The 26,550-nt window shown below is 39.3% G+C and carries 32 protein-coding genes; all 32 read left to right on the top strand.

The annotated features are described in order from the left end of the window. The first annotated feature begins 5 nt into the window (after positions 1–5). A complete protein-coding gene (locus ACFQ4X_RS06460; protein ID WP_379833808.1) occupies positions 6–1,169 on the top strand; it encodes a flagellar hook-length control protein FliK in 1,164 nt (387 codons plus the stop codon). 6 nt (positions 1,170–1,175) lie between these two features. Next, on the top strand, positions 1,176–1,628 hold the full coding sequence (flgD, locus tag ACFQ4X_RS06465) for a flagellar hook assembly protein FlgD (protein WP_379833809.1): 453 nt from the start codon (positions 1,176–1,178) through the stop codon (positions 1,626–1,628). 14 nt (positions 1,629–1,642) lie between these two features. Beyond that, the gene (locus ACFQ4X_RS06470) at positions 1,643–2,020 is read left to right on the top strand and encodes a TIGR02530 family flagellar biosynthesis protein (RefSeq protein WP_379833811.1); all 378 of its coding nucleotides are present in this window, start codon (positions 1,643–1,645) and stop codon (positions 2,018–2,020) included. Between the two features lie 85 nt (positions 2,021–2,105). Beyond that, on the top strand, positions 2,106–2,966 hold the full coding sequence (gene flgG, locus ACFQ4X_RS06475; RefSeq protein ID WP_379833812.1) for a flagellar basal body rod protein FlgG: 861 nt from the start codon (positions 2,106–2,108) through the stop codon (positions 2,964–2,966). Positions 2,967–3,013: 47 nt separating this feature from the next. Continuing rightward, a complete protein-coding gene (locus ACFQ4X_RS06480) occupies positions 3,014–3,229 on the top strand; it encodes a flagellar FlbD family protein (protein ID WP_379833814.1) in 216 nt (71 codons plus the stop codon). After that, complete coding sequence (gene fliL / locus ACFQ4X_RS06485; protein WP_379833816.1) at positions 3,230–3,658, top strand: flagellar basal body-associated protein FliL; 429 nt, start codon at positions 3,230–3,232, stop codon at positions 3,656–3,658. 35 nt (positions 3,659–3,693) lie between these two features. Then, entirely contained in the window at positions 3,694–4,686 is a 993-nt protein-coding gene (gene fliM / locus ACFQ4X_RS06490) for a flagellar motor switch protein FliM (RefSeq protein WP_379833818.1), read from the top strand. Continuing rightward, positions 4,680–5,822 (top strand): flagellar motor switch phosphatase FliY, encoded by a 1,143-nt coding sequence (fliY, locus tag ACFQ4X_RS06495; RefSeq protein WP_379833820.1) that lies wholly within the window; start codon positions 4,680–4,682, stop codon positions 5,820–5,822. The genes fliM and fliY overlap by 7 nt, the downstream gene beginning before the upstream one ends. Positions 5,823–5,840: 18 nt before the next feature. Continuing rightward, a complete protein-coding gene (locus ACFQ4X_RS06500) occupies positions 5,841–6,203 on the top strand; it encodes a response regulator (protein ID WP_066289440.1) in 363 nt (120 codons plus the stop codon). Positions 6,204–6,218: 15 nt separating this feature from the next. After that, positions 6,219–6,872 carry a flagellar biosynthetic protein FliO gene (locus tag ACFQ4X_RS06505; protein ID WP_379833822.1) on the top strand — a complete coding sequence of 218 codons (654 nt, stop codon included), beginning with the start codon at positions 6,219–6,221 and terminating at the stop codon, positions 6,870–6,872. After that, the gene (gene fliP / locus ACFQ4X_RS06510; protein ID WP_379833824.1) at positions 6,865–7,545 is read left to right on the top strand and encodes a flagellar type III secretion system pore protein FliP; all 681 of its coding nucleotides are present in this window, start codon (positions 6,865–6,867) and stop codon (positions 7,543–7,545) included. Before ACFQ4X_RS06505 ends, fliP begins: the two co-directional genes overlap by 8 nt. Positions 7,546–7,562: 17 nt before the next feature. Beyond that, on the top strand, positions 7,563–7,835 hold the full coding sequence (gene fliQ / locus ACFQ4X_RS06515) for a flagellar biosynthesis protein FliQ (protein WP_066289449.1): 273 nt from the start codon (positions 7,563–7,565) through the stop codon (positions 7,833–7,835). Position 7,836: 1 nt separating this feature from the next. Then, positions 7,837–8,613 carry a flagellar biosynthetic protein FliR gene (gene fliR / locus ACFQ4X_RS06520; RefSeq protein WP_379833826.1) on the top strand — a complete coding sequence of 259 codons (777 nt, stop codon included), beginning with the start codon at positions 7,837–7,839 and terminating at the stop codon, positions 8,611–8,613. Beyond that, complete coding sequence (gene flhB / locus ACFQ4X_RS06525; RefSeq protein WP_379833828.1) at positions 8,614–9,693, top strand: flagellar biosynthesis protein FlhB; 1,080 nt, start codon at positions 8,614–8,616, stop codon at positions 9,691–9,693. Positions 9,694–9,716: 23 nt separating this feature from the next. Next, a complete protein-coding gene (gene flhA, locus ACFQ4X_RS06530) occupies positions 9,717–11,750 on the top strand; it encodes a flagellar biosynthesis protein FlhA (protein ID WP_379833829.1) in 2,034 nt (677 codons plus the stop codon). Continuing rightward, entirely contained in the window at positions 11,750–12,874 is a 1,125-nt protein-coding gene (gene flhF, locus ACFQ4X_RS06535; RefSeq protein ID WP_379833831.1) for a flagellar biosynthesis protein FlhF, read from the top strand. Before flhA ends, flhF begins: the two co-directional genes overlap by 1 nt. Then, positions 12,867–13,724, top strand: coding sequence for a MinD/ParA family protein (locus tag ACFQ4X_RS06540; RefSeq protein WP_379833832.1), 858 nt, complete (start codon positions 12,867–12,869; stop codon positions 13,722–13,724). The genes flhF and ACFQ4X_RS06540 overlap by 8 nt, the downstream gene beginning before the upstream one ends. 8 nt (positions 13,725–13,732) lie before the next feature. Further along, entirely contained in the window at positions 13,733–14,782 is a 1,050-nt protein-coding gene (locus ACFQ4X_RS06545) for a protein-glutamate methylesterase/protein-glutamine glutaminase (protein ID WP_379833834.1), read from the top strand. An 18-nt stretch (positions 14,783–14,800) separates the two neighbouring features. Further along, the gene (locus ACFQ4X_RS06550) at positions 14,801–16,804 is read left to right on the top strand and encodes a chemotaxis protein CheW (protein ID WP_379833835.1); all 2,004 of its coding nucleotides are present in this window, start codon (positions 14,801–14,803) and stop codon (positions 16,802–16,804) included. A gap of 16 nt (positions 16,805–16,820) precedes the next feature. Next, positions 16,821–17,285 carry a chemotaxis protein CheW gene (locus tag ACFQ4X_RS06555; RefSeq protein ID WP_066289473.1) on the top strand — a complete coding sequence of 155 codons (465 nt, stop codon included), beginning with the start codon at positions 16,821–16,823 and terminating at the stop codon, positions 17,283–17,285. Position 17,286: 1 nt separating this feature from the next. Further along, entirely contained in the window at positions 17,287–17,919 is a 633-nt protein-coding gene (locus ACFQ4X_RS06560) for a chemotaxis protein CheC (RefSeq protein ID WP_379833837.1), read from the top strand. After that, positions 17,912–18,400 (top strand): chemotaxis protein CheD, encoded by a 489-nt coding sequence (locus ACFQ4X_RS06565; RefSeq protein WP_379833838.1) that lies wholly within the window; start codon positions 17,912–17,914, stop codon positions 18,398–18,400. The genes ACFQ4X_RS06560 and ACFQ4X_RS06565 overlap by 8 nt, the downstream gene beginning before the upstream one ends. A gap of 35 nt (positions 18,401–18,435) precedes the next feature. After that, positions 18,436–19,200 (top strand): FliA/WhiG family RNA polymerase sigma factor, encoded by a 765-nt coding sequence (locus tag ACFQ4X_RS06570; RefSeq protein ID WP_379833840.1) that lies wholly within the window; start codon positions 18,436–18,438, stop codon positions 19,198–19,200. Between the two features lie 12 nt (positions 19,201–19,212). Continuing rightward, positions 19,213–20,580: a DUF342 domain-containing protein gene (locus tag ACFQ4X_RS06575; RefSeq protein ID WP_379833841.1), complete on the top strand. Its 1,368-nt coding sequence runs from the start codon at positions 19,213–19,215 to the stop codon at positions 20,578–20,580. Positions 20,581–20,596: 16 nt separating this feature from the next. After that, complete coding sequence (locus tag ACFQ4X_RS06580) at positions 20,597–20,869, top strand: hypothetical protein (protein ID WP_379833843.1); 273 nt, start codon at positions 20,597–20,599, stop codon at positions 20,867–20,869. A gap of 10 nt (positions 20,870–20,879) precedes the next feature. Further along, entirely contained in the window at positions 20,880–21,314 is a 435-nt protein-coding gene (locus ACFQ4X_RS06585; protein WP_379833844.1) for a DUF6115 domain-containing protein, read from the top strand. Positions 21,315–21,473: 159 nt separating this feature from the next. Beyond that, positions 21,474–22,199, top strand: coding sequence for a 30S ribosomal protein S2 (gene rpsB / locus ACFQ4X_RS06590; RefSeq protein WP_379833846.1), 726 nt, complete (start codon positions 21,474–21,476; stop codon positions 22,197–22,199). A 96-nt stretch (positions 22,200–22,295) separates the two neighbouring features. Next, on the top strand, positions 22,296–23,174 hold the full coding sequence (gene tsf / locus ACFQ4X_RS06595) for a translation elongation factor Ts (RefSeq protein WP_379833847.1): 879 nt from the start codon (positions 22,296–22,298) through the stop codon (positions 23,172–23,174). A gap of 335 nt (positions 23,175–23,509) precedes the next feature. Then, the gene (gene pyrH, locus ACFQ4X_RS06600) at positions 23,510–24,235 is read left to right on the top strand and encodes a UMP kinase (RefSeq protein WP_379833849.1); all 726 of its coding nucleotides are present in this window, start codon (positions 23,510–23,512) and stop codon (positions 24,233–24,235) included. Next, positions 24,236–24,793 (top strand): ribosome recycling factor, encoded by a 558-nt coding sequence (frr, locus tag ACFQ4X_RS06605; protein WP_077361240.1) that lies wholly within the window; start codon positions 24,236–24,238, stop codon positions 24,791–24,793. Between the two features lie 188 nt (positions 24,794–24,981). Beyond that, positions 24,982–25,737, top strand: coding sequence for an isoprenyl transferase (locus tag ACFQ4X_RS06610; protein WP_379833851.1), 756 nt, complete (start codon positions 24,982–24,984; stop codon positions 25,735–25,737). A gap of 13 nt (positions 25,738–25,750) precedes the next feature. Then, positions 25,751–26,539 (top strand): phosphatidate cytidylyltransferase, encoded by a 789-nt coding sequence (locus ACFQ4X_RS06615; protein WP_379833852.1) that lies wholly within the window; start codon positions 25,751–25,753, stop codon positions 26,537–26,539. The last annotated feature ends 11 nt before the right edge of the window (positions 26,540–26,550 follow it).

Consider the following 26,550-nt stretch of genomic DNA (forward strand, 5'->3'; position numbering starts at 1 on the left):
AAAAAATGCAAGTAATGATGGCACAAGTTTCAGCGACGGTTCAAATGACACCGGGCAGCAAACAAACTAGCAATACACAATCTCTTTTTTCACAGCTTCTGTTACCTGCAGAACAATTGCCATCTGAAAGCAGTGACGCGGCAGGCGGAAACTTAGCTGAAATCATTGCGAACTTGTTATCAAGTACGGAAGAAATAGAGCAATTCTGGAATCCGGAAGCAGTTGAGGATCAAGATGTGCAAGCATTGCTGAACGAATTGCCTGCTGAAATAAAAGAAATGATCGAGACATTGATTAATGAACAGATTAGAGGTACAGAGAATATTCATACCCCTGCACCTGAAATGAAGTTAGCTTTTCTTTTACAAGCAATGTTTAATGATCAACAGCACATGTTATCACAGCCGCAGAAAAAAGAACTCACTCAGTTGATTGAAAAATGGTTTCCAGGATTAAAGCTGGAAAGCAAAGATTCTCTGGAGAAACAAGTTGAGCAAATTTTTAGCCACATAAAAAAGCTGATGAATGAGAATGGTTCAACAGATAAAAACAGCTTCTACAAAATCTTGGAACAGCTTTCCACTGTGAAAAAAGTGCAGACTTTTGCTGAACAAGCATTTCAGCGATATGTACCTGTAAAACAGACAGAACTTGTATCGAAAGAGTTTCAAACCGTCCAAAGTCCTTTATCTCCATTAGAACAGTGGACGTTAAAAGTACCTGCTTCACAGGAAGAAGGACAAAAGCAGCAATTTGTTCGAGAAATACAGCAGATCATCACAAAAGGAAAGTTGATGGTTAATGAAGCTGGTTTTACGAAAATGCAGATTAAGCTTACACCAGATAATCTTGGCACGATAGAAATTCAGCTGATTCAAAAACATGGTGAGATCGCAGCAAAGATTATTGCTTCCTCTCAGGCAGCAAAAGATGCACTTGATGGCCAGCTTACTCAGCTTAAACAAGCTTTTGCTGGGCAAAATATTGATTTTGAGAAGCTTGAAGTTATTTTTCAAAAAGAAGAGCAATCATTTCAATTTTATGATCAGGAAAGACAAAACCATGAAGAGCAGCATCAGTCAAATGATAAAGAAACGGATGACTCCGATAACAACAATCTTTCATTTGAAGAACAGCTTTCACAAATGGTTTTAAATGAAAAGGTGTGATGAATAGTGTCGAAAATATCAGAAAATCTCATGTTATCCAACTATCAGGCTAAGACAAAACAAACTGGATCAAACATTTTAGGGAAAGATGATTTTCTTAAGATTCTTATCACCCAGCTGCAAAACCAAGATCCGACAAGTCCCATGCAGGATCGTGAATTTATTGCACAGATGGCGAGCTTCTCATCTCTTGAGCAGATGACGAACATGAACCAGACGATGCAGCAGTTTCTGACATTCCAGACAGAAGCATCACTTCTTCAGCAAAGCCAGATGATTGGTAAGCAAGTTACGTATGAATCGGAAACTGTAGATGCAGAAGGCGAAAAACTAGTAGAAGAAAAAGAAGGTACTGTTAAAGCGGTATTGTTTGAAAAAGGCTCGGTCATGCTCGAAATGAGCGATGGATCAAAGATAACCAGTTTCCAAGTGATTAAGATTACAGACCCAGCAAAATAAGAGGAGTTGATGCTATGAGCGAACGTATAACCGCTCATCAATTGTACCAGCCAACCCTTTACCCAGCACGAGCTCAACAAGAGCAAGTTAATCAGAATTCGTTCAAGTCACTACTTGATAAAGAGTTAGAATCATCACTCACAATCAGCAAGCACGCAAAGAAGCGGCTTGAAGACAGAAATATTGAAATAACTGACGCTAGCTGGAACAAAATAGGCGAAAAGGTAAAAGAAGCTGGCAGAAAAGGCGTAAAAGACTCTCTTGTAATATTGAGAGATGTAACCCTTGTAGTAAATGCGCCAAACCAGACCGTGATCACAGCTTTAGGAAGAAATGAATCCGCATCCCAGATCTTCACAAATATTAATGGTGCCATCGTAATAGACGATTAAGCGAGCTGGACCTTTACAGGAGGCTCATAAAAACTGCCGATTGATTGAAGCAGTTTATTAAACCAAGTAAGGGAGATAAAAACAAATGTTACGTTCTATGTACTCAGGAATCAGCGGTATGAAAAATTTTCAGGTAAAGCTTGATGTAATCGGAAACAACATCGCAAACGTTAATACGTATGGCTTCAAAAAAGGCCGTACAACGTTCAAAGATCTAGTGAGCCAGCAGATTGCCGGGGCTAGTGCTCCTACTGTTGACGCAGGAGGAAAAGGTGGTGTGAATCCTAAACAAGTTGGTTTAGGGTCACAACTAGCTACAATCGATACAGTTCATACACAAGGTAGCTTACAAACAACAGGTCGCCCATTGGACTTAGGAATTTCTGGTGATGGTTTTTTTAGATTAGCAAGTGTTACCGATCCTACAGATACACCAATCGCTATTACAGATACCACATATTCAAGAGCAGGTAATTTTTATCTAGATGCTAAAGGATATGTTGTTAATGGAGATGGGAAATATCTACTTGGAAATACTGGGCCAGACGGAACGCCGCAAAATCAAAATATTGTTATTCAAATTCCAACAAATGCTAAAAGTTTTAGTGTTGGTGCTGATGGGACAGTAAATTATATTAACAGCGCAGGTACTTTGCAATCTGCGGGGAAAATTCAACTTGCTAAATTTTCAAATAATGAAGGTTTAGAAAAAGGCGGGAACAATGAATATCGTCAAAGTGCAAACTCTGGAGTGCCGACAGGCTCTTTTCCTGGTGATGCAGGAGGAGCAGGAACTCTGGTAGCCGGCGCACTTGAAATGTCCAACGTCGACCTGTCAGAGGAATTCACTGAAATGATCGTGGCTCAGCGTGGTTTCCAAGCGAATACAAGAATTATTACAACATCTGATGAGATCCTTCAAGAACTGGTGAATTTAAAACGCTAATGAAGGGAGGAAGGGTTAAGCATTCAGCTGCTTAGCCCTGAATTCATATGATTTCCTTAACTCAGTTAAATGGTAATACGTTTACTCTAAATGCAATCTATATTGAACAAGTTCAATCGTTTCCTGATACAACGATTACCTTAACAACAGGGAAAAAATTTGTTGTGAAGGAAAGCGAAGAAATGGTTGCTCAAAAGGTTGCTTCATTTTACAGAGGCATCACATTGCTGCCACTGAATGGCAATAAAGGGGAGGGTCAGTAGATGGGGAAAAATAAAGCTGTTACTATCATGCTTTCCATGATAGTAGCTATTGGCCTTGTAGGTGCAGCTGGGTACTTTGGTTTTCAATACTTCTCGCCTAAAACAGAAGCTTCTGAACCAACAGCGGAAGAGCTTGATAAGTTGATGGTTGAAACAGATGAGATCACGACTAATTTGGCTGATAAGTCTTTTGTCAAAATCAAGTTTAAGATTCAAGCAGATAATAAGGATGCTAAAAAGGAACTTGAAAAAAGATTGTTCCAGGTGAACAACTTGATCATCTATGAAATCTCAAACAAGCAAACAGAAGAACTTTCAGGACAAAAAGGGTTGATCTCTTTAGAAAACACCTTAAAGACAGAGATTAATAAAGTTATGCAGGATGGGAAAGTAGTCAGAGTCTACACTACTCAAAAAATCATTCAATAATTCATTAAATACGAGCATGAAAAGAGGTGAGACTCTTGGTAGATGTTTTGTCGCAAAACGAAATTGATGCTCTTCTCTCCGCCCTTTCAACAGGAGAAATGGATGCAGAAGAGCTGAAAAAGGAAGAGTCAGAGAAAAAAGTAAAAGTTTACGATTTTAAGAGAGCGCTTCGGTTTTCTAAAGAGCAGATCCGCAGCTTAACCCGATTGCATGAAAATTTCGCAAGATTGTTAACAACGTATTTTTCAGCACAGTTAAGAACATATGTACAAATCGGAGTGGCTTCAGTTGATCAGCTGCCATATGAAGAATTTATCCGGTCGGTTCCGAAGATGACTCTTTTAAATGTGTTTGAAGCTCACCCATTTGAAGGCAGAATTTTGATGGAAGTGAATCCGAATATTGCATATGCAATGCTTGACAGAGTAATGGGCGGCAGCGGTACTGGTATGAATAAGATCGAGAATTTGACGGAAATCGAAACGAGAATTATGAGTCAGCTCTTCGAAAATACGCTTGATAGTTTTAAGGAAGCGTGGACAAGCGTTATTGAATTAGATCCTTTCATGCTTGATCTGGAGGTTAACCCGCAATTTTTACAGATGGTTTCACCAAACGAAACAGTCGTAGTTATTTCACTAAATACTACGATCGGAGAAACGAGCGGAATGATCAATATTTGTTTGCCGCATGTTGTGATTGAACCGATCATTCCAAAGCTCTCTGTAAGCCATTGGATGCAGAACAAGAAGAAATTGCGGACTCCGGGTGAATCAGAATTTATTGAACAAAAATTAAAAAACGCATTTCTTCCTTTTAAAGTTGAATTGGGTTCTTCTGAAATGTCAATTGAGGAATTTCTTCATCTTACTCCAGGAGACTGCATTGAACTGGACCAGAGAATTGGACAGCCGCTTGTTATCAAAGTGGAAAACAATCCTAAGTTCTATGGTCAGCCTGGTAAGGTGAAGAAAAAGCTAGCTGTACAAATATTAGAAACCATTAAGGAGGATGAGGATCAATGGTAAGTGGAGATATGCTTTCACAAGATGAAATTGATGCTTTGCTGAATGGTGGAAGTCCTTCCTCGTCCGGAACGACAGAAACCGAAGACTATTTATCTACTATTGAACAAGATGCATTAGGTGAAATCGGAAACATCTCTTTTGGAAGTGCAGCTACCGCGCTATCAACACTTTTAAATCAAAAAGTAGAGATTACGACACCTACTGTTAGCGTTGTGAAAAGAACGGAGCTAAAAGACGAATTCCCGATTCCGCATGTTGCCGTTCAGGTTACATATACAGAAGGTATTGAAGGCGCAAATTTATTAGTTATCCGTAAGTCGGATGCACAGATAATCGCAGACCTGATGCTTGGCGGTGAAGGGACTAACCCTTCGCCAGATTTTGGAGAACTGCAGTTAAGTGCTGTTGGTGAAGCAATGAACCAGATGATGGGTTCTGCATCTACTTCTATGTCAACGATCTTTAATAAAAAGGTAGATATTTCTCCGCCTAAGATTGATTTTCTGGATGTTGAATCGAACACGAGCTTGATACCAGATGAAGAAATTCTAGTAAAAGTATCGTTCCGCCTAAAGGTAGGAGAATTAATAGATTCAAATATTATGCAATTGATTGATGCAGAGTTTTCTAAGGATCTTGTAAAAAAATTAATGAACCCTGAACCTGCAGCTGAGCAGGCACCTGTTGCAGATTATAAGCCTCAAGAGGAGAAGCAGCCTGTTACGCAGCCTTCTTTACAGGATCATGAAGAGTCTTATGTACAAAGAGAGACTAGACCAGAACCTTCATCATCTTATCAGCCGCAGATGAGAGATGTTTCTGTAAAGCCTGCAAGTTTTTCAGATTTCAGTGATTTTGGATCCAGCCAGACTGAATCGAAGAACCTGGATATGCTATTAGATATTCCGCTTCAAGTAACGGTGGAACTAGGACGTACAAAGAAAACGATTAAGGATATTTTAGAAATGTCAGCAGGATCGATTGTAGAACTTGATAAGTTAGCAGGAGAACCAGTAGATATCTTTGTTAATCATAAGATGATAGCAAAAGGTGAAGTAGTTGTAATAGATGAGAATTTTGGTGTTCGTGTAACTGAGATTTTAAGTCAGCGTGACCGTTTAGAAAAACTGAAATAAACAACGGAGGTAATTGAAATGGGAGAGCGTATTTTAGTTGTTGATGATGCAGCATTTATGAGAATGATGATTAAAGATATCTTAGTTAAAAATGGTTTTGATGTAGTAGGGGAAGCTGCTGATGGAGCTCAGGCTATTGAAAAATTTGAAGATCTGAAACCTGATCTAGTAACTATGGACATTACAATGCCTGAAATGGACGGTATTACTGCGTTGAAAGAAATTAAAAAATCACATCCTGATGCAAAGATCATTATGTGTTCTGCAATGGGACAGCAAGCAATGGTAATTGATGCGATCCAGGCTGGAGCAAAAGATTTTATCGTTAAGCCTTTTGCAGCAGACCGCGTAATCGAAGCTATAAAGAAAACCTTGGGATAAGCAGGAACCATTCCGATGTCGAAATGGATTATATGTTTATTTGCAGCAGTTTGCCTTTCGTTTGTACCTCATAGCGTACAAGCGGAAGGCAGCAGTCAAGGGAAAAGCGTATGGGATACAGTAAATGATTCTAATAAAAACGATAACAAAGGCGAAAACAAAAGTTCTGAAATTAAAGAGCCAGCTGAGAAAGAAAGTACATTTTTTATGCTAGTTAAACTTATCTTCATGCTTGGGATCGTCCTTGCAATTTTGTTTTTCGTCTTACGATTTATTCAAAAGAAATCAGTCAGCTTTCAAGATGGTAAGAACCTTCAATCACTCGGGGGTATAGGGGTCGGCCAAAACCGGTCAGTCCAGCTTATAAAGACAGGGAATTCGGTGCTGGTAGTAGGAGTTGGAGATACCGTTACCCTATTAAAAGAAATAACGAATGAAGATGAAGTAAAGATGATGCTTGAACAGCGTCCTGCCCAACAAGTTAGCACAATGGCAAATCAGCTGAAATCAAAATGGTTAAATCGCCAGGAATCAACACAAAAGACAGATGAGGTTTCTAAAGATCATACGGCGAACTTTAAGAATTTGCTGGCTTCGCTAACGAACGAAAGAAAAGAACAGCGTAAAGAAATGCAGAAGGCGTTTGAGGAAGGTAAACATCATGAATGAATTTATTCCAGGTCTAGATTTGGATTTTATCAACAATAGCGATCCGGCAAACATGGAAACAACGATTCAGTTATTGCTGCTCTTAACGGTTCTTTCACTTGCGCCAAGTATTCTTATACTTATGACTTCATTTACAAGAATCATTATTGTTCTTTCATTTGTAAGAACTTCACTCGCAACACAGCAAATGCCGCCGAATCAGGTGTTAATCGGCATTGCACTTTTTCTTACATTTTTTATCATGGCACCTGTGATGCATGATGTGAATAAAGAAGCCATACAGCCTCTTGTGAAAGGTGAAATTACACAAAAGGAGGCTTTTGATAAAGGAAGTCTTCCAATTAAAGAATTTATGGCAAAACATACAAGGCAGAAGGATTTGATGCTTTTTCTGGAATATTCAGGAGCCAAGAAGCCAGAGAGTATTCAGGATATTCCTTTAACAACACTCGTACCTGCGTTTGCGATCAGTGAATTGAAAACGGCTTTTCAGATGGGCTTTATGATCTTTGTACCGTTTCTGATCATTGATATGGTCGTAGCTTCTGTATTAATGGCGATGGGGATGATGATGCTGCCGCCCGTTATGATTTCACTGCCATTCAAAATATTATTATTTGTGCTGGTGGATGGCTGGCATTTAATCGTTAAGTCATTGTTATTAAGCTATTAAAACGGGCAGGTGGAAACATGGATTCTCAATTTGTTATATCTTTAGCGGAAAAAGGTGTATACATAACACTTCTCTTATGTGGGCCTTTGCTTGCTTTAGCATTAGTCGTCGGTCTGATCGTCAGTATCTTTCAAGCAACTACACAAATACAAGAACAGACTCTTGCATTTATTCCTAAGATTGTAGCAGTTTTGGTAGGTCTCGTATTTTTCGGTCCTTGGATGTTATCACAGATCCTTGCATTTACAGCGAATATTTTTCAAAATCTGCACACATACATAGGTTTATAACATGATAGATTTACTTTCTTTCCCGGCATTTTTATTAATACTAATTAGAGTATCGGCATTTTTTTTAACGATTCCTGTGTTTTCGAATAAAAATTTACCGGTGATGCACAAAATCGGTCTTTCTCTATTTTTATCATGGATCATGCTGTACGCTATTAGTCCAGATCCTGTACCTATAAATGGATTCTTTCTTCTTCTTGTCATTAAAGAAGCCATGATTGGGCTAGTGATCGGTTTTATTGCAGCTATCGTCTTTTATGCACTTCAAGTAGCAGGAGGATTCATAGATTTGCAGATGGGTTTTGCGATTGCAAACGTTTTTGATCCGCAGACAGGGATTCAAACGCCCTTGATGGGGAGATACCTTTATACATTTGCCATGCTCTTTCTGCTGGCGGTAGATGGGCATCACATGCTTTTGGACGGAATCTTTTACAGCTATAACTTCCTTCCGCTGGAATCTCCAATTGCTAATTTTGGGAACGGAAGCATAACTAAATTTGTGGTCAGTGTATTTTCGGGAATGTTTCTAGTCGCATTACAGATGGCGATTCCGATTGTCGGAACGTTGTTTTTAGCGGATTTGGCACTGGGAATCGTGGCAAGAACGGTTCCGCAGATGAACATCTTTGTTATCGGCCTTCCGGTAAAAATTTTGATAGCTCTTGTATTATTTTTAGTTGTTATGCCCGCCTTTTTTGTGTCAATTCAAATGCTGATTGAGCAGATGCGAGACACCATGGTCAATTTAATGGAATTGTTAGGGGCTGCTAGCTAGATGAAACACCAAATGAATTTACAGTATTTTTCACAAGAAAAAACAGAAAAAGCGACCCCGAAAAAGCGCCAGGAAAGCCGAAAAAAAGGACAAGTGGCAAAAAGTGCTGACATAAACGCAGCATTCGTATTGTTTGTGTCTGTGATGTTTCTTTCATTTATGGGCGGCTGGATGGGTGAGAGATTAATGCACCTCTTCACACATAGCCTAGACAAAAAGCTGTTATATGATGTGACAGAAACAAGTATCCCAAAGCTGTTTTGGGAATTGTCGATAGAGGTTGCAATCATTCTTGCTCCGGTTATGATCGCGGCAATGGCGGCAGGTGTAATTGGAAACTATCTGCAGGTTGGATTCTTACTTTCGACCGAAGCGATTCAGATGAAACTTGAACGCATCAACCCTTTATCAGGTTTTAAACGTATTTATTCGGTAAGGGCTCTTGTTGAACTGTCAAAATCATTATTGAAAATTTTGCTGATCGGCGGTGTTACCTTTTTCATCTTATGGATGGAGCGGGATGTTTACTTAAGGATGTCACTTGTAAGTATTGAAGCTTCACTTCCTGTTTTTGGCGGATTGGCCGTCAAGATGGGATTTGCCGCTTCGCTCGTTTTGCTGTTTCTTGCGTTTCTCGATTATATGTATCAAAAGTACGACTTTGAGAAAAACATCCGAATGTCTAAACAAGATATAAAGGATGAATACAAAAAGTCCGAAGGTGACCCGAAAATCAAAGGAAAGATCAAGGAAAAACAAAGGCAGATGGCCATGAGGCGGATGATGCAGGAAGTGCCAAAAGCAGATGTGATCATCACGAACCCTACCCATTATGCAATTTGCTTAAAATATGATGATACTGGAATGGATGCACCTGTTGTTGTAGCAAAAGGTGTTGACTTGATCGCACAAAGAATTAAAGAAATCGGCAAAGAACATAATGTCGTGACAGTTGAGAACAAACCATTAGCTAGAACACTTTATGCCAGGGTCGACATCGGGCAAGTAATACCAGAGGATCTGTTTAAAGCCGTAGCTGAAATATTAGCCTTTGTTTATCGCATCAAGAAAAAAGTGTAAGGAATGAATAGGAGAGTATACAGATGAAAGCTAGAGACGTAAGTGTATTAGCGGGTGTTATCTTGATTATCGCCATGCTGGTCATACCAATGCCAACTTTTATGTTGGACTTCTTTATCATAGTAAATATTTCTCTGGCACTTTTAATTATATTAATTGCCATGAATACAACGCAGCCTCTCCAGTTCTCTATATTCCCGTCATTACTTTTATTGGTGACACTTTTCAGGCTAGGGCTAAATGTTTCAACAACCAGAAGCATCTTATCTAAAGGAGATGCCGGAAATGTTGTTCATACATTTGGGGAATTTGTAGTCGGTGGAAACATTCTCGTAGGTATTGTCGTGTTTTTCATACTTATAATCATTCAATTTATCGTTATTACAAAAGGATCTGAACGGGTTTCAGAAGTTGCAGCAAGATTTACACTTGATGCGATGCCTGGTAAACAAATGAGTATCGATGCTGATTTAAATGCCGGTATGATATCCGATCGGGAAGCGAAAGAAAGGCGTGAAACGATAGAGCGCGAAGCGGATTTTTATGGAGCTATGGACGGTGCCAGCAAGTTTGTAAAAGGAGATGCAATCGCTGGTATCATCATCGTTCTAATTAACATGCTCTTTGGAATTATTATTGGAATGGTTCAAATGGGTCTAGGCTTTGGTGAGAGTGCGGAGATGTTTACCCGAATGACTGTGGGTGACGGATTAGTTTCGCAAATACCTGCACTTATCATATCAACTGCTACAGGTATTATCGTTACACGGGCAGCATCAGAAGGAAATCTTGGTTTCGATATCAGCAAACAGCTACTGGCTTATCCAATTATGCTTTTTGTAGCTGGCGGAACGATCATTATGCTTGGACTTTTCACACCGATAAATGATTTTTTCACCATTACAGTCGGAGGATTGCTAGCGGGTGGAGGATATTTACTCTTAAAAGCAGAGCGTGAACAAAAAGAAAAAGAAGAAGTCGTGGAAGAAGATATTCAGACAGAACAGCTTAAGAGTCCAGAGTCGGTAGTTAATCTTCTGCAGATCGATCCGATTGAGTTTGAATTCGGGTACAGCTTAATACCACTCGCTGACACTTCTCAGGGCGGTGACTTGTTAGACAGAATCGTAATGATCAGAAGACAGCTGGCACTAGAACTCGGAATGATCGTTCCGGTTGTCAGGATCAGAGACAACATACAGCTTCAGCCGAATGAATACAGAATCAAAATAAAAGGCAGCCAAGTCGCAAAAGGTGAGCTGCTGCTGGATCATTATCTTGCGATGAGCCCAGGTATAGATGATGAAGAAATTACGGGAATTGAAACTGTAGAACCGGCATTCGGCCTCCCAGCTATCTGGATTGGTGAGGAAATGAAAGAAAGGGCGGAATTCTCAGGCTATACAGTAGTTGATCCCCCATCTGTCGTGTCGACTCATTTAACTGAAATCATTAAGAAACATGCACATGAACTAATTGGACGACAGGAAACTAAACAGCTGGTAGAACATCTGAAAGAATCATATCCGGCAATCGTGGAAGAAGTTACTCCAGATGCACTGACGATCGGAGAAATCCAAAAAGTTTTGTCCAAATTGCTTAAAGAACGCATCTCAATACGCAACCTAGCCATAATCTTTGAGACATTAGCAGATTTCGCCAAAATGACGAAGGACACAGATCTTCTAACCGAATATGTCAGACAAGGATTATCCAGACAAATTTCTAAAAGCTATGTAGCAGAAAACGAACCTTTGCATGTTATTACGCTTGGGGGATCAGTTGAGAAAAAGATTGCAGATTCTGTTCAGCAAACCGAACACGGCAATTATTTGTCACTGGACCCGCATGATTCACAATCAATATTTGACAGCATCACAAGGGAATTAGAATCAGGAAGAAGCTTTGATCAGTCAATCGTCATATTGTGTTCTCCAGCTGTAAGGATGTATGTCCGGCAGCTGATCGAACGCTACCTCCCGGATGTAGCAGTATTGTCATATAACGAGTTAGAGCCTGAACTTGAGGTCAAAAGTGTTGGGGTGGTGAATATTTAATGAAGGTTAAAAAGTATACAGCAAACAGCTTGCCAGAAGCTATGAAGCTTGTAAGAGCAGATCTTGGAAGCGGCGCAGTAATTTTAAATACGAGGGAAGTCCAGGCAGGAGGATTCCTTGGATTTTTCACAAAAAAGAATATCGAGATTTTTGCAGGCTTAGATCAGGATATAGATTACCATGCTCCAAAGAAGCTTGTTGCAGCAATAAATAACGAACCTGTTCATAAGTCAGTCCAAGGTGAAGAGCTTACTCAGGAAATACGCCAGCTAAAAAAAATGGTGCACAACTTGAGTGTACAGAATAAAGATAGTGAACCTATGCCTGAATTCGCAGAAGAATGGCGAACATTTTTGCAGCTTCAAGAACTTGAACCGAGTATTTCAGAAGAGCTTTTTGCCCAATTAAACAGCAAATATCGTTCGTTTGAAAAAGATGAAGCAGAAGGTTATGACTGGAATAAATGGATAACAGACTTTCTGAGTGCGCGAATGAAAAAGAGTGATTTTGGCGGGTTTCATTATGAAACAAAATTCTTAAATTTGATTGGCCCTACAGGGGTTGGAAAAACAACTACAATCGCTAAAATTGGGGCAAAAGCAGTTCTGAAGGACGGTAAAAAAGTTGCTTTTATAACAACTGATACATATAGAATTGCAGCGATTGAACAGCTGAAAACGTATGCTGAAATCTTAAACATTCCTTGTGAAGTGGCGTATACGGCTGAGGACTTCAAAAAAGCGAAAGAAAAATTTAAAGATTATGATTTAGTACTCGTTGATTCAGCAGGAAGAAATTTTTTAAACCGGTTTTATATTGAAGAGCTTCAGCGAATCGTTCATTTTGATAAAGATATGAAAAATTATCTCGTATTGTCGCTTACTTCAAAATATAAGGACATGGAAACGATATATAGTCAGTTTAAGAGTCTTCCTGTTCATAAAGTGATTTTCACAAAAAAAGATGAAACAACAACATTTGGCGCGATGTTAAATCTTCCCATTAATCATGGAGTTCCTATCGGCTACATAACAAACGGACAAAATGTGCCAGATGATATGTTTGAAGCAGACGCGGAAGAACTGATTCAGATGCTATTAAAGGAAAAGCGGAAACATGATTGATCAAGCTGAGAGTCTTAGAAAGCAATTAATGTTATCATCCGCCCAAAGCGCAAGGGTTATATCTGTTGTAAGCGGAAAAGGAGGAGTAGGAAAAACGAATATAACGGTGAACCTGGCTCTTTCGCTTATCAAAATGGGAAAAAGAGTACTCGTTATGGATCTGGATGTTGGAATGGGAAATGTGGATCTAATCTTGGGGAGAAGAGCTCCAAAGCATATTATGGATCTGCTTCAAAACCAATTGTCAGTTTGGGAGATCATTGAAGAAGGCAAAGAAGGTTTGCATACGATTGCCGGCGGCAGAAATTTTGGTTCTCTTGCCCTTATAACAGATGATATGCTGGATTATTTTCTTAAGCAACTTGAAGAACTTGAAACATTCTACGACTTTATCTTTCTCGATATGGGAGCCGGGGCTACTGAAACGGCATTGAAGTTTATTCTGTCAAGCCATGAAATTTTAGTGATTGCGACGCCTGAAATCACATCTATTACAGATGCTTACTCGATGATGAAGTTCATTCATGCGAAGGATAGCACTCTTCCATTCTATCTAGCGGTTAACCGATGTGAAAATGAGCGTGAAGGGCGCGAAACTTCTCATAAATTAACGAATGTATGCAAGCAATTCTTAAATAAAGATCTTATTCATTTAGGAATGATTCCGTTAGACCAAACCGTGTTGGAATCGGTAAAAAAACAAGTTCCATTTACCTTAAATAAGCCGGCGTCTGAAGCATCACGTGCAATTGCTGATCTAGCCAGAACTTATACAGGAGCTGCACTGCAGCAAAAAGCATCCTATAAATCATTTATCAGCAGGTTAAAGTCATTATTTAGTGAGAGGTAGATGCTAAAGTGAAACAAATTTCGGTTCTCGTAGTAGACGATTCTGCGTTTATGAGAAAGCTGATCAAAGAATTTTTATCCGAAGATCCTAGGATAAACGTTTTGGATACAGCGAGAAATGGTCAAGAGGCCATTGATAAAATCAAAAAACTAGAGCCTGATGTTGTGACGATGGATGTGGAAATGCCTGTCTTAAATGGAATAGAAGCCGTGAAAATAATTATGAAGCAGCATCCTGTACCGATCATTATGCTTTCAAGCACAACGAAAGCGGGGGCTGAAAATACGATTCTAGCAATGGAAGCTGGTGCGATAGATTTTATTGCAAAACCTTCTGGAGCAATCTCACTGGATTTGCACAAGGTAAAGGCTGCCTTGATTGAAAAAGTCATTACATCGTCTAAAGCAAAGCTGAAACCATTAATTACAGCGCGTATACCAAATGTGAATCGAACCGAACAGTTCATAGAAAAGAAAGAGAAAAACAATCTTTCTAAACTTGTTTTAATAGGAACTTCCACTGGCGGACCACGCGCATTGCAAGAAGTAATTTCGAGTCTTCCGGCAGATATTGATGCACCAATAATTGTTGTCCAGCATATGCCGCCTGGCTTTACACAGTCGTTAGCTAACAGGCTTGATTCACTTTCTGAAGTTAAGGTGAAAGAAGCTGAACAAAATGAATCTATTAAAAAAGGAACCGTTTATATCGCACCTGGAGGGTACCATGTACGCCTGCAGGAAAAGCTGGGACAAGCGTTTCTCACCATTGATAAAGAACCCCCAGTGGGTGGCCACAGACCAGCTGTTAACGTTCTGTTTGAAAGCGCTGCAAAACTAAAAAACTATCTTAAAGTGGCAGTCATTATGACAGGCATGGGATCTGACGGCACGCTTGGTATCCTAGAGTTAAAGAATTCAGGCCAGACCACGGTCATAGCTGAAGCGGAGGAATCGTGCATCGTCTATGGAATGCCTAAAGCGGCTGTGCTGACGAAAAAAGTAGATGAAGTCGTACAACTAGGTTCAATTGCACGTGCTATTCAGAACAATTTGTAAAATGGGAGGGTTTTAAAAATGGAAATGACTCAATATCTAGATATATTTATAGAGGAAAGCAAAGAACACCTTCAAGCTATTAATCAGCAGGTGCTTTTGCTTGAAAAATCACCTGAAGAATTATCAATCGTTAATGAAATTTTCCGTTCTGCTCATACGTTAAAAGGAATGTCAGCAACGATGGGTTATGAGGACCTGGCAAACTTAACACATTGCATGGAAAATGTGCTTGATGCCATCCGCAATAAAAAGATTACTGTGACTACACAAGTACTCGATGTACTGTTCACTTCACTTGATCATTTGGAAGCAATGGTAGTTGAGATTTCAGAGGGCGGCAGCGGTAAGCGTGATGTCTCGGAAACTGTGCGGGACTTGGAAGCACTTGAAAAAGGTGAAATGACAAAGTCTGTAGCTCATAAAGCCGATAATCGTGCTGAATTGTCTCAATCATTTGATCAGTACGAAAAACAGGTCATCTTGCAATCAAAAGAACAAGGTTTTCACGCTTACGAACTTTCTATCAGTCTTCGCAAAGACTGTATCTTGAAAGCAGCAAGAGTTTATATGGTATTTGAAGTGATAGAGCAGATCGGTGAAATTATAAAATCCATCCCATCTGTGGACATGCTTGAAGCAGAACAGTTTGAATCAGATTTCAAACTCTCGATTCTTACAAAAGAAACTGGTGAAGAATTAAAGCAGCGGATTATGAAAGTTTCCGAGGTTGACGAAGTGGTTGTTTCAGAGATTAATACGGAAAGGCTTAACGACTCAGTGCATACGGAAAGCGGACATTCCGCAGAAAAAATAAATGCAGCAAATGAAACAAAAAAGGACGACTCTTCATCTAGCAGTGCCGGCGGTTCAGCAGCTGGGAAAACAATAAGGGTTAATATTGAAAGACTTGATCAATTGATGAACCTTTTTGAGGAACTAGTTATCGACCGTGGACGCCTTGAAGAGATTTCTAAAATGCTTAAAAGTGCAGAACTTAATGAAACAGTAGAACGAATGTCCCGTGTTTCAGGAGACTTGCAAAATATTATTCTTACAATGCGCATGGTGCCAGTTGAACAAGTATTTAATCGTTTTCCTCGCATGGTTCGCGGTCTTGCAAAAGACTTGGGCAAAAACGTGAACCTTGAGATTGTTGGTGCAGAAACCGAATTGGACCGTACTGTAATAGATGAGATCGGTGATCCTCTCGTACATTTACTGCGTAATTCTATAGACCATGGTATAGAGAAACCATCGGTCCGAAGCGCTTCAGGAAAAGATGAAACAGGAACGATCTACTTAAGAGCTTATCATAGCGGCAACCACGTTTTTATTGAGATTGAAGATGACGGAGCAGGTATTAACCGTCAAAAAGTATTAGAAAAGGCGTTAGAAAATGGAATCATCACGAAAGAAATGTCTGAAAATTTGACCGATAAACAGTGTTTTGAATTATTGTTCGCTTCTGGCTTTTCAACAGCAGAAGTTATCTCTGACATCTCAGGACGCGGAGTAGGACTGGATGTTGTAAAGAACAAGATCGAGTCATTAGGCGGTTCGATTTCAGTAGATTCAACAGCAGGATATGGAACAATCTTTTCCATTCAGCTTCCTTTAACACTATCAATCATGTCAGTCATGCTGGTTGAAGTTCAAAAAGAAAAATATGCGATTCCGCTTTCTTCTATCATTGAGACAGCAATTATTAAAAAGGAAGAGATATTGTCTGCACATAATCAAAAGGTGATGGATTTCCGCGGAAGAGTTGTACCTTTAGTATTTATGAAAGAAATATTCGAAGTACCATCTGCTATGGAAGCAAGTGAATATGTTCCGGTAGTTGTTGTGAGAAAAGGGGACAAAATGGCAGCCCTTGTTGTTGATTCGTTCATTGGACAGCAAGAGATCGTTCTTAAATCACTTGGTCAATATCTGTCATCTGTTTTCGCTATCTCTGGTGCAACCATATTAGGCGATGGACAAGTAGCATTAATTCTAGATTGCAATGCACTAATCAAATAAATAGGTGGGTGTCCAAATGTTAAACGAACAAAAAGTAATCATATTTCAATTAAAAGATGAAGAATATGCTGTACCTGTTCAAGAGGTAAAGTCCATTGAAAGAATGCAGCATATTACGAGGATTCCAAGGACAGTACCTTTTGTCAAAGGAGTCATTAATTTAAGAGGTGTAGTAACTCCTATCATTGATCTGCGTTCACGCTTTGACATAGAAGAAACGGATTATACAGACAGCACACGTATCATCATCGTATCAGTAGGAACTATTGAAGCTGGACTAATTGTAGACTCTGCAAACGATGTTATTGACCTGGAAGCAGATTCAATTGAACCTCCTCCCGAAGTTGTAGGAGGGGTGGATGCTGAATATATTCAAGGAGTTGCAAAGATAGAGAAACGTCTTCTTATCTTATTGAACCTTACTAAAGTGTTAAATCCGGAAAAGCTCGCTGTGCTTCAACCTTTAGAAAGCGGAAAGTAATATGGATTTTACTAAAATCAATCATATTCACCTAGATATTCTGCGGGAGATCGGCAACATTGGAGCAGGTCATGCAGCAACTGCTTTGTCCACCATGCTGAATAAAGCGGTTGATATGAAAGTGCCATCTGTAAAAGTTATCTCATTCGAGGAAATCACGGAGATGGTTGGTGGTTCAGAAAATATTGTAGCATCTGTTTTTTTAAGGATTGTTGGAGATGCACCAGGATGTATGTTCTTTATGCTGCCAATCGAACAAGCGGAAAAGCTTCTAGGGGACTTATTAGGGGGAGAAGTTGTCCAGCTTACTGAAGGCGTACATTCAGAGATGACAATTTCTGCTCTTCAGGAAGTAGGGAATATCCTTTCAGGGTCGTACCTTACATCATTTTCGGATTTTACAGGGCTCAGTCTGCAGCCATCTGTTCCGGCAACGAGTATAGATATGGCAGGAGCAATCCTTAGTTTTGGGCTTTTAGAAATATCTGCAGTCAGCGACTTTGCAATTGTAATAGATACTGCTTTTACAGATATGAAAAGATTGGATGAAGTAAAAGGACACTTTTTCTTATTGCCTGATCCTGCGTCATTCGCAAAAATTTTTAATGCACTGGGAGTTCCGATGGATGAGTGAAATTATAAAAGTTGGGATAGCGGATATCAACCTCGTATCCCCTCCTGACACTATAAGAACAACAGGTCTTGGTTCTTGCGTAGGAGTTATTTTATATGATGAAGGCAAAAAAATAGCCGGAATGGCACATGTGATGCTGCCTGAATCTGCTTTGATCAAGTCAACTTTTACTAATATAGGAAAATTCGCGGATACCGCTGTAAACGCTTTATATGACATGCTTATAAAAAAAGGTGCTGCTGCAAAAAGCATTAAAGCGAAAATAGCCGGAGGAGCCCAAATGTTTCAATTTTCTTCTGGAAGCGAAATGATGAGGATCGGTCCAAGAAATGTTGAGAGTGTAAAGCTTCATCTTAACCATCTTGGTATTCCGCTTATTGCGAGTGATGTCGGGGGAAACAGAGGGAGAACAATTGAATTCAATCCCGAAAATTCTCAATTGACAATTAAAACAGTAAATAAAGGCACAAAAATTATCTAAGCCGAGAAATCGGTAATAAAACGAGGAGGATTACCATGACGGAGCCATCTTTAGTAGAAGAACAATCTTGCTGGGAAAAGTGGAATACTAGCCGTGATCGAGAAGCAGGTGACGAATTGCTTCGTGCCTATTTGCCTCTTGTTAACTATCATGTTCAAAGAATATCGGTTGGACTGCCAAAAAGCGTCAACAAAGATGAACTCCGGTCCCTCGGGATGCTCGGCTTGTATGATGCTTTAAAGAAATTCGAGCCAGAACGTGACTTGAAATTTGATACTTACGCTTCCTTTCGAATCCGCGGAGCAATCTTAGATGGTCTTCGAAGAGAAGATTGGCTGCCCCGCAGTCTTCGGGAAAAAACAAAAAAAGTAGAAGCTGCTATAGAAAGACTTGAACAAGAGAATCTTCGTTCTGTAAGTGCGAAAGAAGTTGCCGAAGAACTCGGTCTTTCAGAGAATGATGTTACAACCGTAATGTCCGAAAGCTTCATGGCTAATGTGTTATCCATTGATGAAGATAACAAAGAAACTGAAAGCCGGGAAAAAGTAAGCTATACGATAGAAGATAAAAAAGCAATAACTCCTGAAAACAGTTTGCTTCAGGAAGAACTTCACGGTGAACTTGCACTCGTTATAAAAGAATTATCCGAAAAAGAGCAGCTTGTTGTAAGTTTGTTTTACTTTGAGGAGTTAACTCTGACTGAGATTGGACAAGTACTCGGTTTATCAACATCAAGAATTTCTCAAATTCATTCTAAAGCACTATTTAGAATCAGGCAGGTTCTTCAACGATACATGTAAGGGGTTAGAGGGATGGATCAGTGGTTCAGTATAAAATTATTAGAAAAAGAAACAATAGCTATTCTTGTTAAAAAGAGCGGAATTGAAATTAATCCTGAAGAAGTAACCTATGATCGTCTAGCTGCCTGGATTAATTCAAAAGGAATTAAGCAAGGAATTCAGAGTGAAGTAATTCGTAAAATTGCAGGAAATATCGAGAGCATTCACTCTCCGTTGGAAATCGCTAAAGGGATACTGCCTGTTCATGGTGAACCTGCACAATTAATACCTGCTGCAGAGGCACATACATTAATAAATAATCCGGAAAATGATAAGGTTGATTTTAAACGTCTTTTCACAATTCCGACTGTTTCATTCGGACAGCTCATTGCCCGGAAACGGGAAGCTTCTCATGGAACACCTGGTATTACTGTTTTTGGCGAACCTATTCCAGCCAAAAGAGGAAAAGACGTGAAAGTTAAAAATGGAGAGAATACCGTTTTTAATGAAGAGAATTTAGGTGTTTTTGCAGCGGCGAGCGGTGAAGTAAGTTATAGATCAAACTGTGTGAATGTTTATCCGGTTTATAAGGTAGACGGCGATCTGTCTTTAAAAACGGGACACATCGATTTTGTTGGAAATGTTCATGTTACTGGTGATGTTCCGTCTGGTTTTAAAATTAATGCACAAGGTGATGTGAGGATAGAAGGATTAGTTGAAGCAGCAGAAATTGTAGCTGCCGGCAATATTGTAGTGGGCGGCGGGGTTCTCGGTCAAGGCAAAGGATCAATACGCTGCGGAGGAAACTTCACTAGTCTGTATATTAATCAAGGTAACATAATGGCTGGCGAAAATATTGAAGCAGCTCAATCTATATTGCACAGTTACTGTGAGGCAGGAAAAAACATCATTTGTATAAGCGGAAAAGGAAATATAGCAGGAGGTACATGTATTGCTGAAAACATGATAACTGCTAATGAAATTGGAAATGAGACGTATTCAAAAACGTTGATATATATGAAACTGCAGGAACCCCAACCCAATAAAACATTTATTGGTGATGAAAAAATAAAAGAATTGCAGTTAAATCTTGAAAAACTGCAGCAGCTAAAAGATGCTTTGGTCAGACAAGCAGGAAATAGCAATAGGTTAGATCAGGGAACGGTCAGCAAAATAGACAATACGATCAATCAAACTTCTGCAAAATTATCAGAACTTTACACAGAGAAAAATAATTTTGCTATAAATGATCAAAGTAACTCGTCTCATGTCATTATTAAAGGAACATTGCATCCAAATGTAGAAATCAGTATTGGAAAATATAAACGAAGAGTTCAGTCTCCATTCCAGTCAGCAAAAGTTTATATGGAAGAGAAAGAAATAAAAATAAATTCCTTATAAAGAACGGGTGTAGAACATGAGCTTGAAATTAATAGAACTTCAAGTGGCAATCCCGCGAACAATGGATGCTGGAAAAACCGCGACTGATTTATCACAAAGAGGCATGATTCACCAAGCGCAACTTTCAGAACAAGATCGTAAAAAACAATTGACTGAATCCAAAAAGGTCTCTTCAAAAGATCGAACAGAGAATAGTGTGTTGCATACGGGAGAAAAGCAAACAAGTAAATCAACCCAACTGCATGCAAAGCATCCGTTTAAAGGGCAGGAAATTGATTATTCAGGATAGGTGAAAAGCTGTGAACGGTATTATTTTTATTAGTCTTGTATTAAATGTTGTCTGTATTTATTTTATATATTCACTTTGGAAAAAAATTGATGAGAATAATAAAAATGCTGAATCAACAGATCATATCGAAGAGCTGCTTGAGCTTTTTTCACAGGAGATGAGATACGAAAATGAGCGGCTGCACAAACTAATCTCTGATTTCAGCAGCAAAAATGAGCAAGATAGACATAAAATTCATGAAAAAACAATTGAAACAGGAATTGAAACAATAAACAGTATTACATTAAATGAAGAAAATGATGAAGTACATATTGAATCAGAAACAAAACCTGATACACATAAGGTGATTATTTTAGCAAAGCAAGGGTATAATGCAGAACAAATAGCTAAAATGCTGAATAGAGGAAAAGGTGAAATTGAGCTGCTTTTAAAATTTTATGCTTAACATGCCAAAATGACTTGCGGAAATTACGCGAAATATGTTATATTATTTCTCGGTGTTAATCACACACGTTTGCGGATTTGAACAATGTGGTGCTGCTAGAAATGCAGTTATTGTTCAAAGGTGAAACAAACGGAGGAAAAAAACCTAGGAGGTGCCATTATGGCAGTAATTTCAATGAAACAATTGTTAGAAGCTGGTGTACACTTTGGTCATCAGACTCGCCGTTGGAATCCGAAAATGTCTCGTTACATTTTCACAGAAAGAAACGGTATCTACATTATCGATCTTCAAAAGACGGTAAAGAAAGTAGAAGAATGCTACAATGTTATGCGTAACATCGCAGCAGACGGCGGAAAGATTCTTTTCGTTGGTACTAAAAAGCAAGCTCAAGATTCAGTAAAAGAAGAAGCTGAACGTTCTGACATGTACTACATCAACCAGCGCTGGTTGGGTGGAACATTAACAAACTTCGGTACGATCCGCAAGCGTATCAATCGTTTGAAGGATCTTGAAAAAATGCAGGAAGACGGAACTTTCGATGTTCTTCCTAAGAAAGAAGTAATCCTTCTTAAAAAAGAAATGGAACGTCTTGAAAAGTTCCTAGGCGGAATTAAAGAAATGAACAAGCTTCCTGATGCATTATTCGTAGTTGACCCTCGTAAAGAGCGTATTGCGATTGCTGAAGCTCGTAAATTAAACATTCCGATCATCGCTATTGTTGATACTAACTGTGACCCGGATGAAGTAGATCACGTTATCCCTGGTAACGACGATGCTATCCGTGCAGTTAAACTTCTAACTGGAAAAATGGCTGATGCTATCATCGAAGCTAACCAAGGCGGAGAAGAAGTAGCAGAAGCAGCTGAAGAAGAAACAACTGCTTAATTAACTAAATGGAATGCTCAAGGGTGGTAGAGGGGATGACCCTTTATCACCTTTTTTATGTAAAGTTATTACATATTACACAAGGAGGCAAAACACATGGCTATTACAGCTCAAATGGTTAAAGAATTGCGTGAAAAAACTGGCGCAGGTATGATGGATTGTAAAAAAGCATTAACTGAAACAGACGGAAACATGGAGGCAGCGGTTGACTACCTTCGTGAAAAAGGAATCGCTAAAGCAGCTAAAAAAGCTGACCGTATTGCAGCAGAAGGTTTAACTTCTGTTATCGTTGACGGTGACAAAGCGGTTATTCTAGAAGTAAACTCTGAAACGGATTTCGTTGCTAAAAACGAAAACTTCAAGAACCTTATCTCTGAATTAGGCAACCACTTATTAGCTTCAGAGCCTGCTTCTGTTGAGGATGCATTAGCTTCTGATTACAATGGCACTACAGTTAATGACTACATTAACAGTGCAATCGCTAAAATTGGTGAGAAGATCACTCTTCGCCGTTTTGAAATCTTGAAAAAAGGTGAAAACGCAGCATTTGGTGCATACTTGCACATGGGCGGAAGAATCGGTGTTCTTTCTGTAGTGGAAGGAACAACTGATGAAGAAGTTGCTAAGGATGTAGCGATGCACGTAGCAGCTGTAAATCCTAAGTATATCTCTCGTGACGAAGTTAGCGAAGAAGAAGTTGCTCGCGAGCGCAAAGTGTTGAGTGAGCAAGCTCTTAACGAAGGCAAGCCTGAAAACATCGTTGCTAAGATGGTTGAAGGACGTCTTGGGAAATATTTCGAAGATATTTGCTTAAATGACCAGTCTTTCATTAAAGATCCAGACCAAAAAGTAGGTAAATATGTAGCTTCCAAAGGTGCTACTGTTAAAGCCTTCGTTCGTTTTGAAGTTGGAGAAGGTCTTGAAAAGCGTGAAGACAACTTCGCTGAAGAAGTAATGTCTCAAGTGAAAAAGTAAGCACAATTATTAAAAAGAGGGGAGCACGTTGTGTTCCTCTTTTTTTACAGAAATAACCTTGGATAATTAAGGTTTTATCTATTCTGAAAAGATGGTTGCTTTTAATCATTACTTTAAAAGACTTCATTGATTGGTTGATTGAAGTGTAAGGTGCGAGACTCCTGCGGGACGAGCGGTCAGGTGAGACACTTTAAGGCGCAAAGCGGCAAGTGGCTCACCGCACGCCCCGCGGAAAGCGAGCGCCTGAAACGGAAATCAACCACTTTCAAAAGCGACATAGAGTACGAAAATTACAGCCTTAATTAAATACATTTTTTTAGGTGATGGAGGGACAAATGACTACTTCAAAATATAAACGAGTTGTCTTGAAACTTAGCGGGGAAGCGCTAGCTGGTGAACAAACATCTGGAATCGATCCGAAAATTGTTCAATCTATAGCTGAGCAAGTGAAAGAAATTGTAGAATTAGATGTAGAAGTTGCTGTAGTTGTAGGTGGCGGAAACCTATGGCGCGGTAAAACAGGCAGCGAGATGGGTATGGATCGTGCGTCTGCAGATTACATGGGCATGCTAGCTACTGTGATGAATTCATTGGCTCTTCAAGACAGTCTTGAAAATATCGGGGTTCAAACAAGAGTACAAACATCTATTGAAATGCGACAGGTTGCAGAACCTTATATCAGAAGAAAAGCCATTCGTCACCTTGAAAAAAAGCGAGTAGTTATTTTTGCTGCAGGAACGGGTAATCCATATTTCTCTACAGATACTACAGCAGCACTTAGAGCGGCTGAGATCGAAGCGGAAGTTATTTTGATGGCTAAAAATAATGTTGATGGTGTTTATTCAGCTGATCCAAAACTGGATGAAAATGCGGTTAAATATACAACGCTATCATATCTTGACCTGTTAAAGGACGGATTAGCCGTAATGGACACAACAGCTTCTTCTTTATGTATGGACAATGATATTCCTTTAGTTGTCTTCTCAATCATGGAAGAAGGAAATATTAAGCGTGCTGTCGAAGGTGAAAAAATTGGAACGGTTATAAGGGGGAAAAACTAAATGGCTAAAGAAGTTTTAACTCAAGCTGAAGAAAAGATGCAAAAAGCAATCGGAGCATTAAGACGTGAATACTCTACTCTTCGTGCAGGAAGAGCAAATCCTTCATTATTAGACAGAGTGCAGGTTGATTATTATGGAACACCAACTCCAATCAATCAATTAGCGGGTGTAACTACTCCAGAAGCAAGACTTTTAGTTATCCAGCCTTATGATAAAACGGCTATGGGTGATATCGAAAAGGCGATTTTAAAGTCTGATCTTGGTCTTACTCCTTCAAACGACGGTCAAGTGATTCGTATTGCTATTCCGGCGCTTACAGAAGAAAGAAGAAAAGAATTAGTTAAATTAGTTAAGAAGTTTGCAGAAGAAGCAAAAGTAGCACTTCGCAATATTCGCCGTGATGCGAACGATGATTTGAAGAAGCTTGAAAAAGAAGCAGAGATCACAGAAGATGAACTTCGCCGTTACAACGATGACGTTCAAAAGCTTACTGACAAGTATACGGCTGAGGTAGACTCTGTAAGTTCAAATAAAGAAAAAGAAATCATGGAAGTATAAAGCTTTTCCATGTACAATTAAATAAAAAAAGCCCTCTATAAAGGGGGCTTTTTTATTAGACAATATCAACGCTGGGGCAGGAAAAAAGGATTTCTGGCTAATTGTTGATTTCAGCATTAAAGAGATCCTGACCGGCTGAATATAGCCGCTGGTTTCTTTATGAAGTCTGGAAAGATGGAGGCTTATACATGCTTGACAAGCTTTTCTTTAGAAAAAAAAGTCATGAACAGAAATGGGATCTTGACGATAATATTCCATCACATGTAGCAATAATTATGGATGGAAATGGCCGGTGGGCTAGAAAAAGAGCATTGCCGCGAATCGCAGGTCATCATGAAGGCATGAAAACCGTCAGGAAAATCGTAAAAGAAGCGAATAGAATCGGAATTAAAGTTCTTACACTATATGCTTTTTCAACTGAGAACTGGAAAAGACCCCGTGAGGAAGTTGACTTCCTTATGAAGCTTCCTGGAGAATTTTTGAACACGTTTTTGCCAGATTTGATTAAAGAGAATGTACAAGTGAGAATAATGGGTAAAAAAGAATTGCTGCCAATACATACTGTAAAGGCAGTAGATCAAGCAATCAGCCAAACCGAAAATAATACAGGGCTGATTTTGAACTTTGCTTTAAATTATGGAAGCAGAGATGAAATCACCGCTGCCGTCAAAGCGATTGGGACGGAAATTAAAAATGGAACGCTTGATCCCTCTCAAATTAATGAATCTACTATTGAAAATCATCTAATGACCCAAGGACTTAGTGACCCGGATCTTCTAATCCGTACGAGCGGTGAAGTACGCTTGAGCAATTTTATGCTTTGGCAGCTGGCTTATTCAGAATTCTGGTTTACTGAAGTTTATTGGCCGGATTTTTCAGAGGATCATTTACGAGAAGCTGTGTCACAGTTTGCCCAGCGAGGCAGAAGATTTGGCGGGGTTTGATTAAGGAGGACTTATGAAACAACGGATTATTACAGGTGTAATCGCAGCCGTTTTATTTATTGGGATTACCCTTTACGGCAGCTGGCCATTTTCATTATTAATCCTTTTACTTGCAGGAATCGGCATGTACGAACTGCTGCGGATGAAGAGAATGGAACGAACATTTATCGGGTTGATCGGCTACTTATTGACTATCGTAATTGCTTTGCCCGAACAATGGATGAAAGCGATTGACCCCTTTACTAAAACAGATGCAATTATACTTGCAGTGCTATTACTATTAGTTGTAACGGTCATCCATAAAAATAAAACGGAATATAATGATATTTCGTTCGTTTTGTTTAGTTCCCTTTATGTAGGGTTTGGTTTTTTCTATTTAGTTGAAACTAGAATATCAGAGAATGGTGTCCAGCTGTTATTCTTTGTTTTATTTATGATTTGGGCAACGGATTCTGGTGCTTACTTCGTAGGGAAATCTATGGGGAAACGAAAGCTGTGGCCGATTATCTCACCAAACAAAACGATAGAAGGGGCAGTTGGCGGCATATTCTTCAGTATTTTAGTAGCAGTAATCTACTATGCTGCAAGTTTTGTTGATCTGTCACTTTTACCGATACTTATTATTTCTGTGTTAGTCGGAGTCTTTGGTCAGATTGGAGACTTGGCTGAATCTGCGTTTAAAAGAATTTATGATGTGAAAGATTCAGGCAGCCTTCTGCCAGGTCATGGGGGAATCTTGGACAGACTGGACAGTGCATTGTTTGTATTCCCTTTGCTGCACGTACTCCACTTGTTAGGATAAAACTAAGGGGG

The organism is Fictibacillus halophilus (assembly GCF_042680145.1).
Lineage (GTDB): Bacteria > Bacillota > Bacilli > Bacillales > Fictibacillaceae > Fictibacillus > Fictibacillus halophilus_A.

What these genes read in the sequence shown, in the direction of transcription:
- ACFQ4X_RS06470 (WP_379833811.1), top strand. Translation starts at nt 1,643, where the DNA reads ATGAGCGAACGTATAACCGCTCATCAATTGTACCAGCCAACCCTTTAC.
- ACFQ4X_RS06610 (WP_379833851.1), top strand. Translation starts at nt 24,982, where the DNA reads ATGCTTGACAAGCTTTTCTTTAGAAAAAAAAGTCATGAACAGAAATGG.
- rpsB (WP_379833846.1), top strand. Translation starts at nt 21,474, where the DNA reads ATGGCAGTAATTTCAATGAAACAATTGTTAGAAGCTGGTGTACACTTT.
- flhF (WP_379833831.1), top strand. Translation starts at nt 11,750, where the DNA reads ATGAAGGTTAAAAAGTATACAGCAAACAGCTTGCCAGAAGCTATGAAG.
- fliL (WP_379833816.1), top strand. Translation starts at nt 3,230, where the DNA reads ATGGGGAAAAATAAAGCTGTTACTATCATGCTTTCCATGATAGTAGCT.
- ACFQ4X_RS06615 (WP_379833852.1), top strand. Translation starts at nt 25,751, where the DNA reads ATGAAACAACGGATTATTACAGGTGTAATCGCAGCCGTTTTATTTATT.
- ACFQ4X_RS06560 (WP_379833837.1), top strand. Translation starts at nt 17,287, where the DNA reads ATGGATTTTACTAAAATCAATCATATTCACCTAGATATTCTGCGGGAG.
- ACFQ4X_RS06550 (WP_379833835.1), top strand. Translation starts at nt 14,801, where the DNA reads ATGGAAATGACTCAATATCTAGATATATTTATAGAGGAAAGCAAAGAA.
- ACFQ4X_RS06565 (WP_379833838.1), top strand. Translation starts at nt 17,912, where the DNA reads ATGAGTGAAATTATAAAAGTTGGGATAGCGGATATCAACCTCGTATCC.
- ACFQ4X_RS06570 (WP_379833840.1), top strand. Translation starts at nt 18,436, where the DNA reads ATGACGGAGCCATCTTTAGTAGAAGAACAATCTTGCTGGGAAAAGTGG.
- ACFQ4X_RS06540 (WP_379833832.1), top strand. Translation starts at nt 12,867, where the DNA reads ATGATTGATCAAGCTGAGAGTCTTAGAAAGCAATTAATGTTATCATCC.
- ACFQ4X_RS06555 (WP_066289473.1), top strand. Translation starts at nt 16,821, where the DNA reads ATGTTAAACGAACAAAAAGTAATCATATTTCAATTAAAAGATGAAGAA.
- fliP (WP_379833824.1), top strand. Translation starts at nt 6,865, where the DNA reads ATGAATGAATTTATTCCAGGTCTAGATTTGGATTTTATCAACAATAGC.
- flhA (WP_379833829.1), top strand. Translation starts at nt 9,717, where the DNA reads ATGAAAGCTAGAGACGTAAGTGTATTAGCGGGTGTTATCTTGATTATC.
- ACFQ4X_RS06480 (WP_379833814.1), top strand. Translation starts at nt 3,014, where the DNA reads ATGATTTCCTTAACTCAGTTAAATGGTAATACGTTTACTCTAAATGCA.
- ACFQ4X_RS06575 (WP_379833841.1), top strand. Translation starts at nt 19,213, where the DNA reads ATGGATCAGTGGTTCAGTATAAAATTATTAGAAAAAGAAACAATAGCT.
- ACFQ4X_RS06580 (WP_379833843.1), top strand. Translation starts at nt 20,597, where the DNA reads ATGAGCTTGAAATTAATAGAACTTCAAGTGGCAATCCCGCGAACAATG.
- ACFQ4X_RS06500 (WP_066289440.1), top strand. Translation starts at nt 5,841, where the DNA reads ATGGGAGAGCGTATTTTAGTTGTTGATGATGCAGCATTTATGAGAATG.
- flhB (WP_379833828.1), top strand. Translation starts at nt 8,614, where the DNA reads ATGAAACACCAAATGAATTTACAGTATTTTTCACAAGAAAAAACAGAA.
- flgG (WP_379833812.1), top strand. Translation starts at nt 2,106, where the DNA reads ATGTTACGTTCTATGTACTCAGGAATCAGCGGTATGAAAAATTTTCAG.
- fliQ (WP_066289449.1), top strand. Translation starts at nt 7,563, where the DNA reads ATGGATTCTCAATTTGTTATATCTTTAGCGGAAAAAGGTGTATACATA.
- ACFQ4X_RS06505 (WP_379833822.1), top strand. Translation starts at nt 6,219, where the DNA reads ATGTCGAAATGGATTATATGTTTATTTGCAGCAGTTTGCCTTTCGTTT.
- frr (WP_077361240.1), top strand. Translation starts at nt 24,236, where the DNA reads ATGGCTAAAGAAGTTTTAACTCAAGCTGAAGAAAAGATGCAAAAAGCA.
- fliR (WP_379833826.1), top strand. Translation starts at nt 7,837, where the DNA reads ATGATAGATTTACTTTCTTTCCCGGCATTTTTATTAATACTAATTAGA.
- ACFQ4X_RS06460 (WP_379833808.1), top strand. Translation starts at nt 6, where the DNA reads ATGCAAGTAATGATGGCACAAGTTTCAGCGACGGTTCAAATGACACCG.
- pyrH (WP_379833849.1), top strand. Translation starts at nt 23,510, where the DNA reads ATGACTACTTCAAAATATAAACGAGTTGTCTTGAAACTTAGCGGGGAA.
- fliY (WP_379833820.1), top strand. Translation starts at nt 4,680, where the DNA reads ATGGTAAGTGGAGATATGCTTTCACAAGATGAAATTGATGCTTTGCTG.
- tsf (WP_379833847.1), top strand. Translation starts at nt 22,296, where the DNA reads ATGGCTATTACAGCTCAAATGGTTAAAGAATTGCGTGAAAAAACTGGC.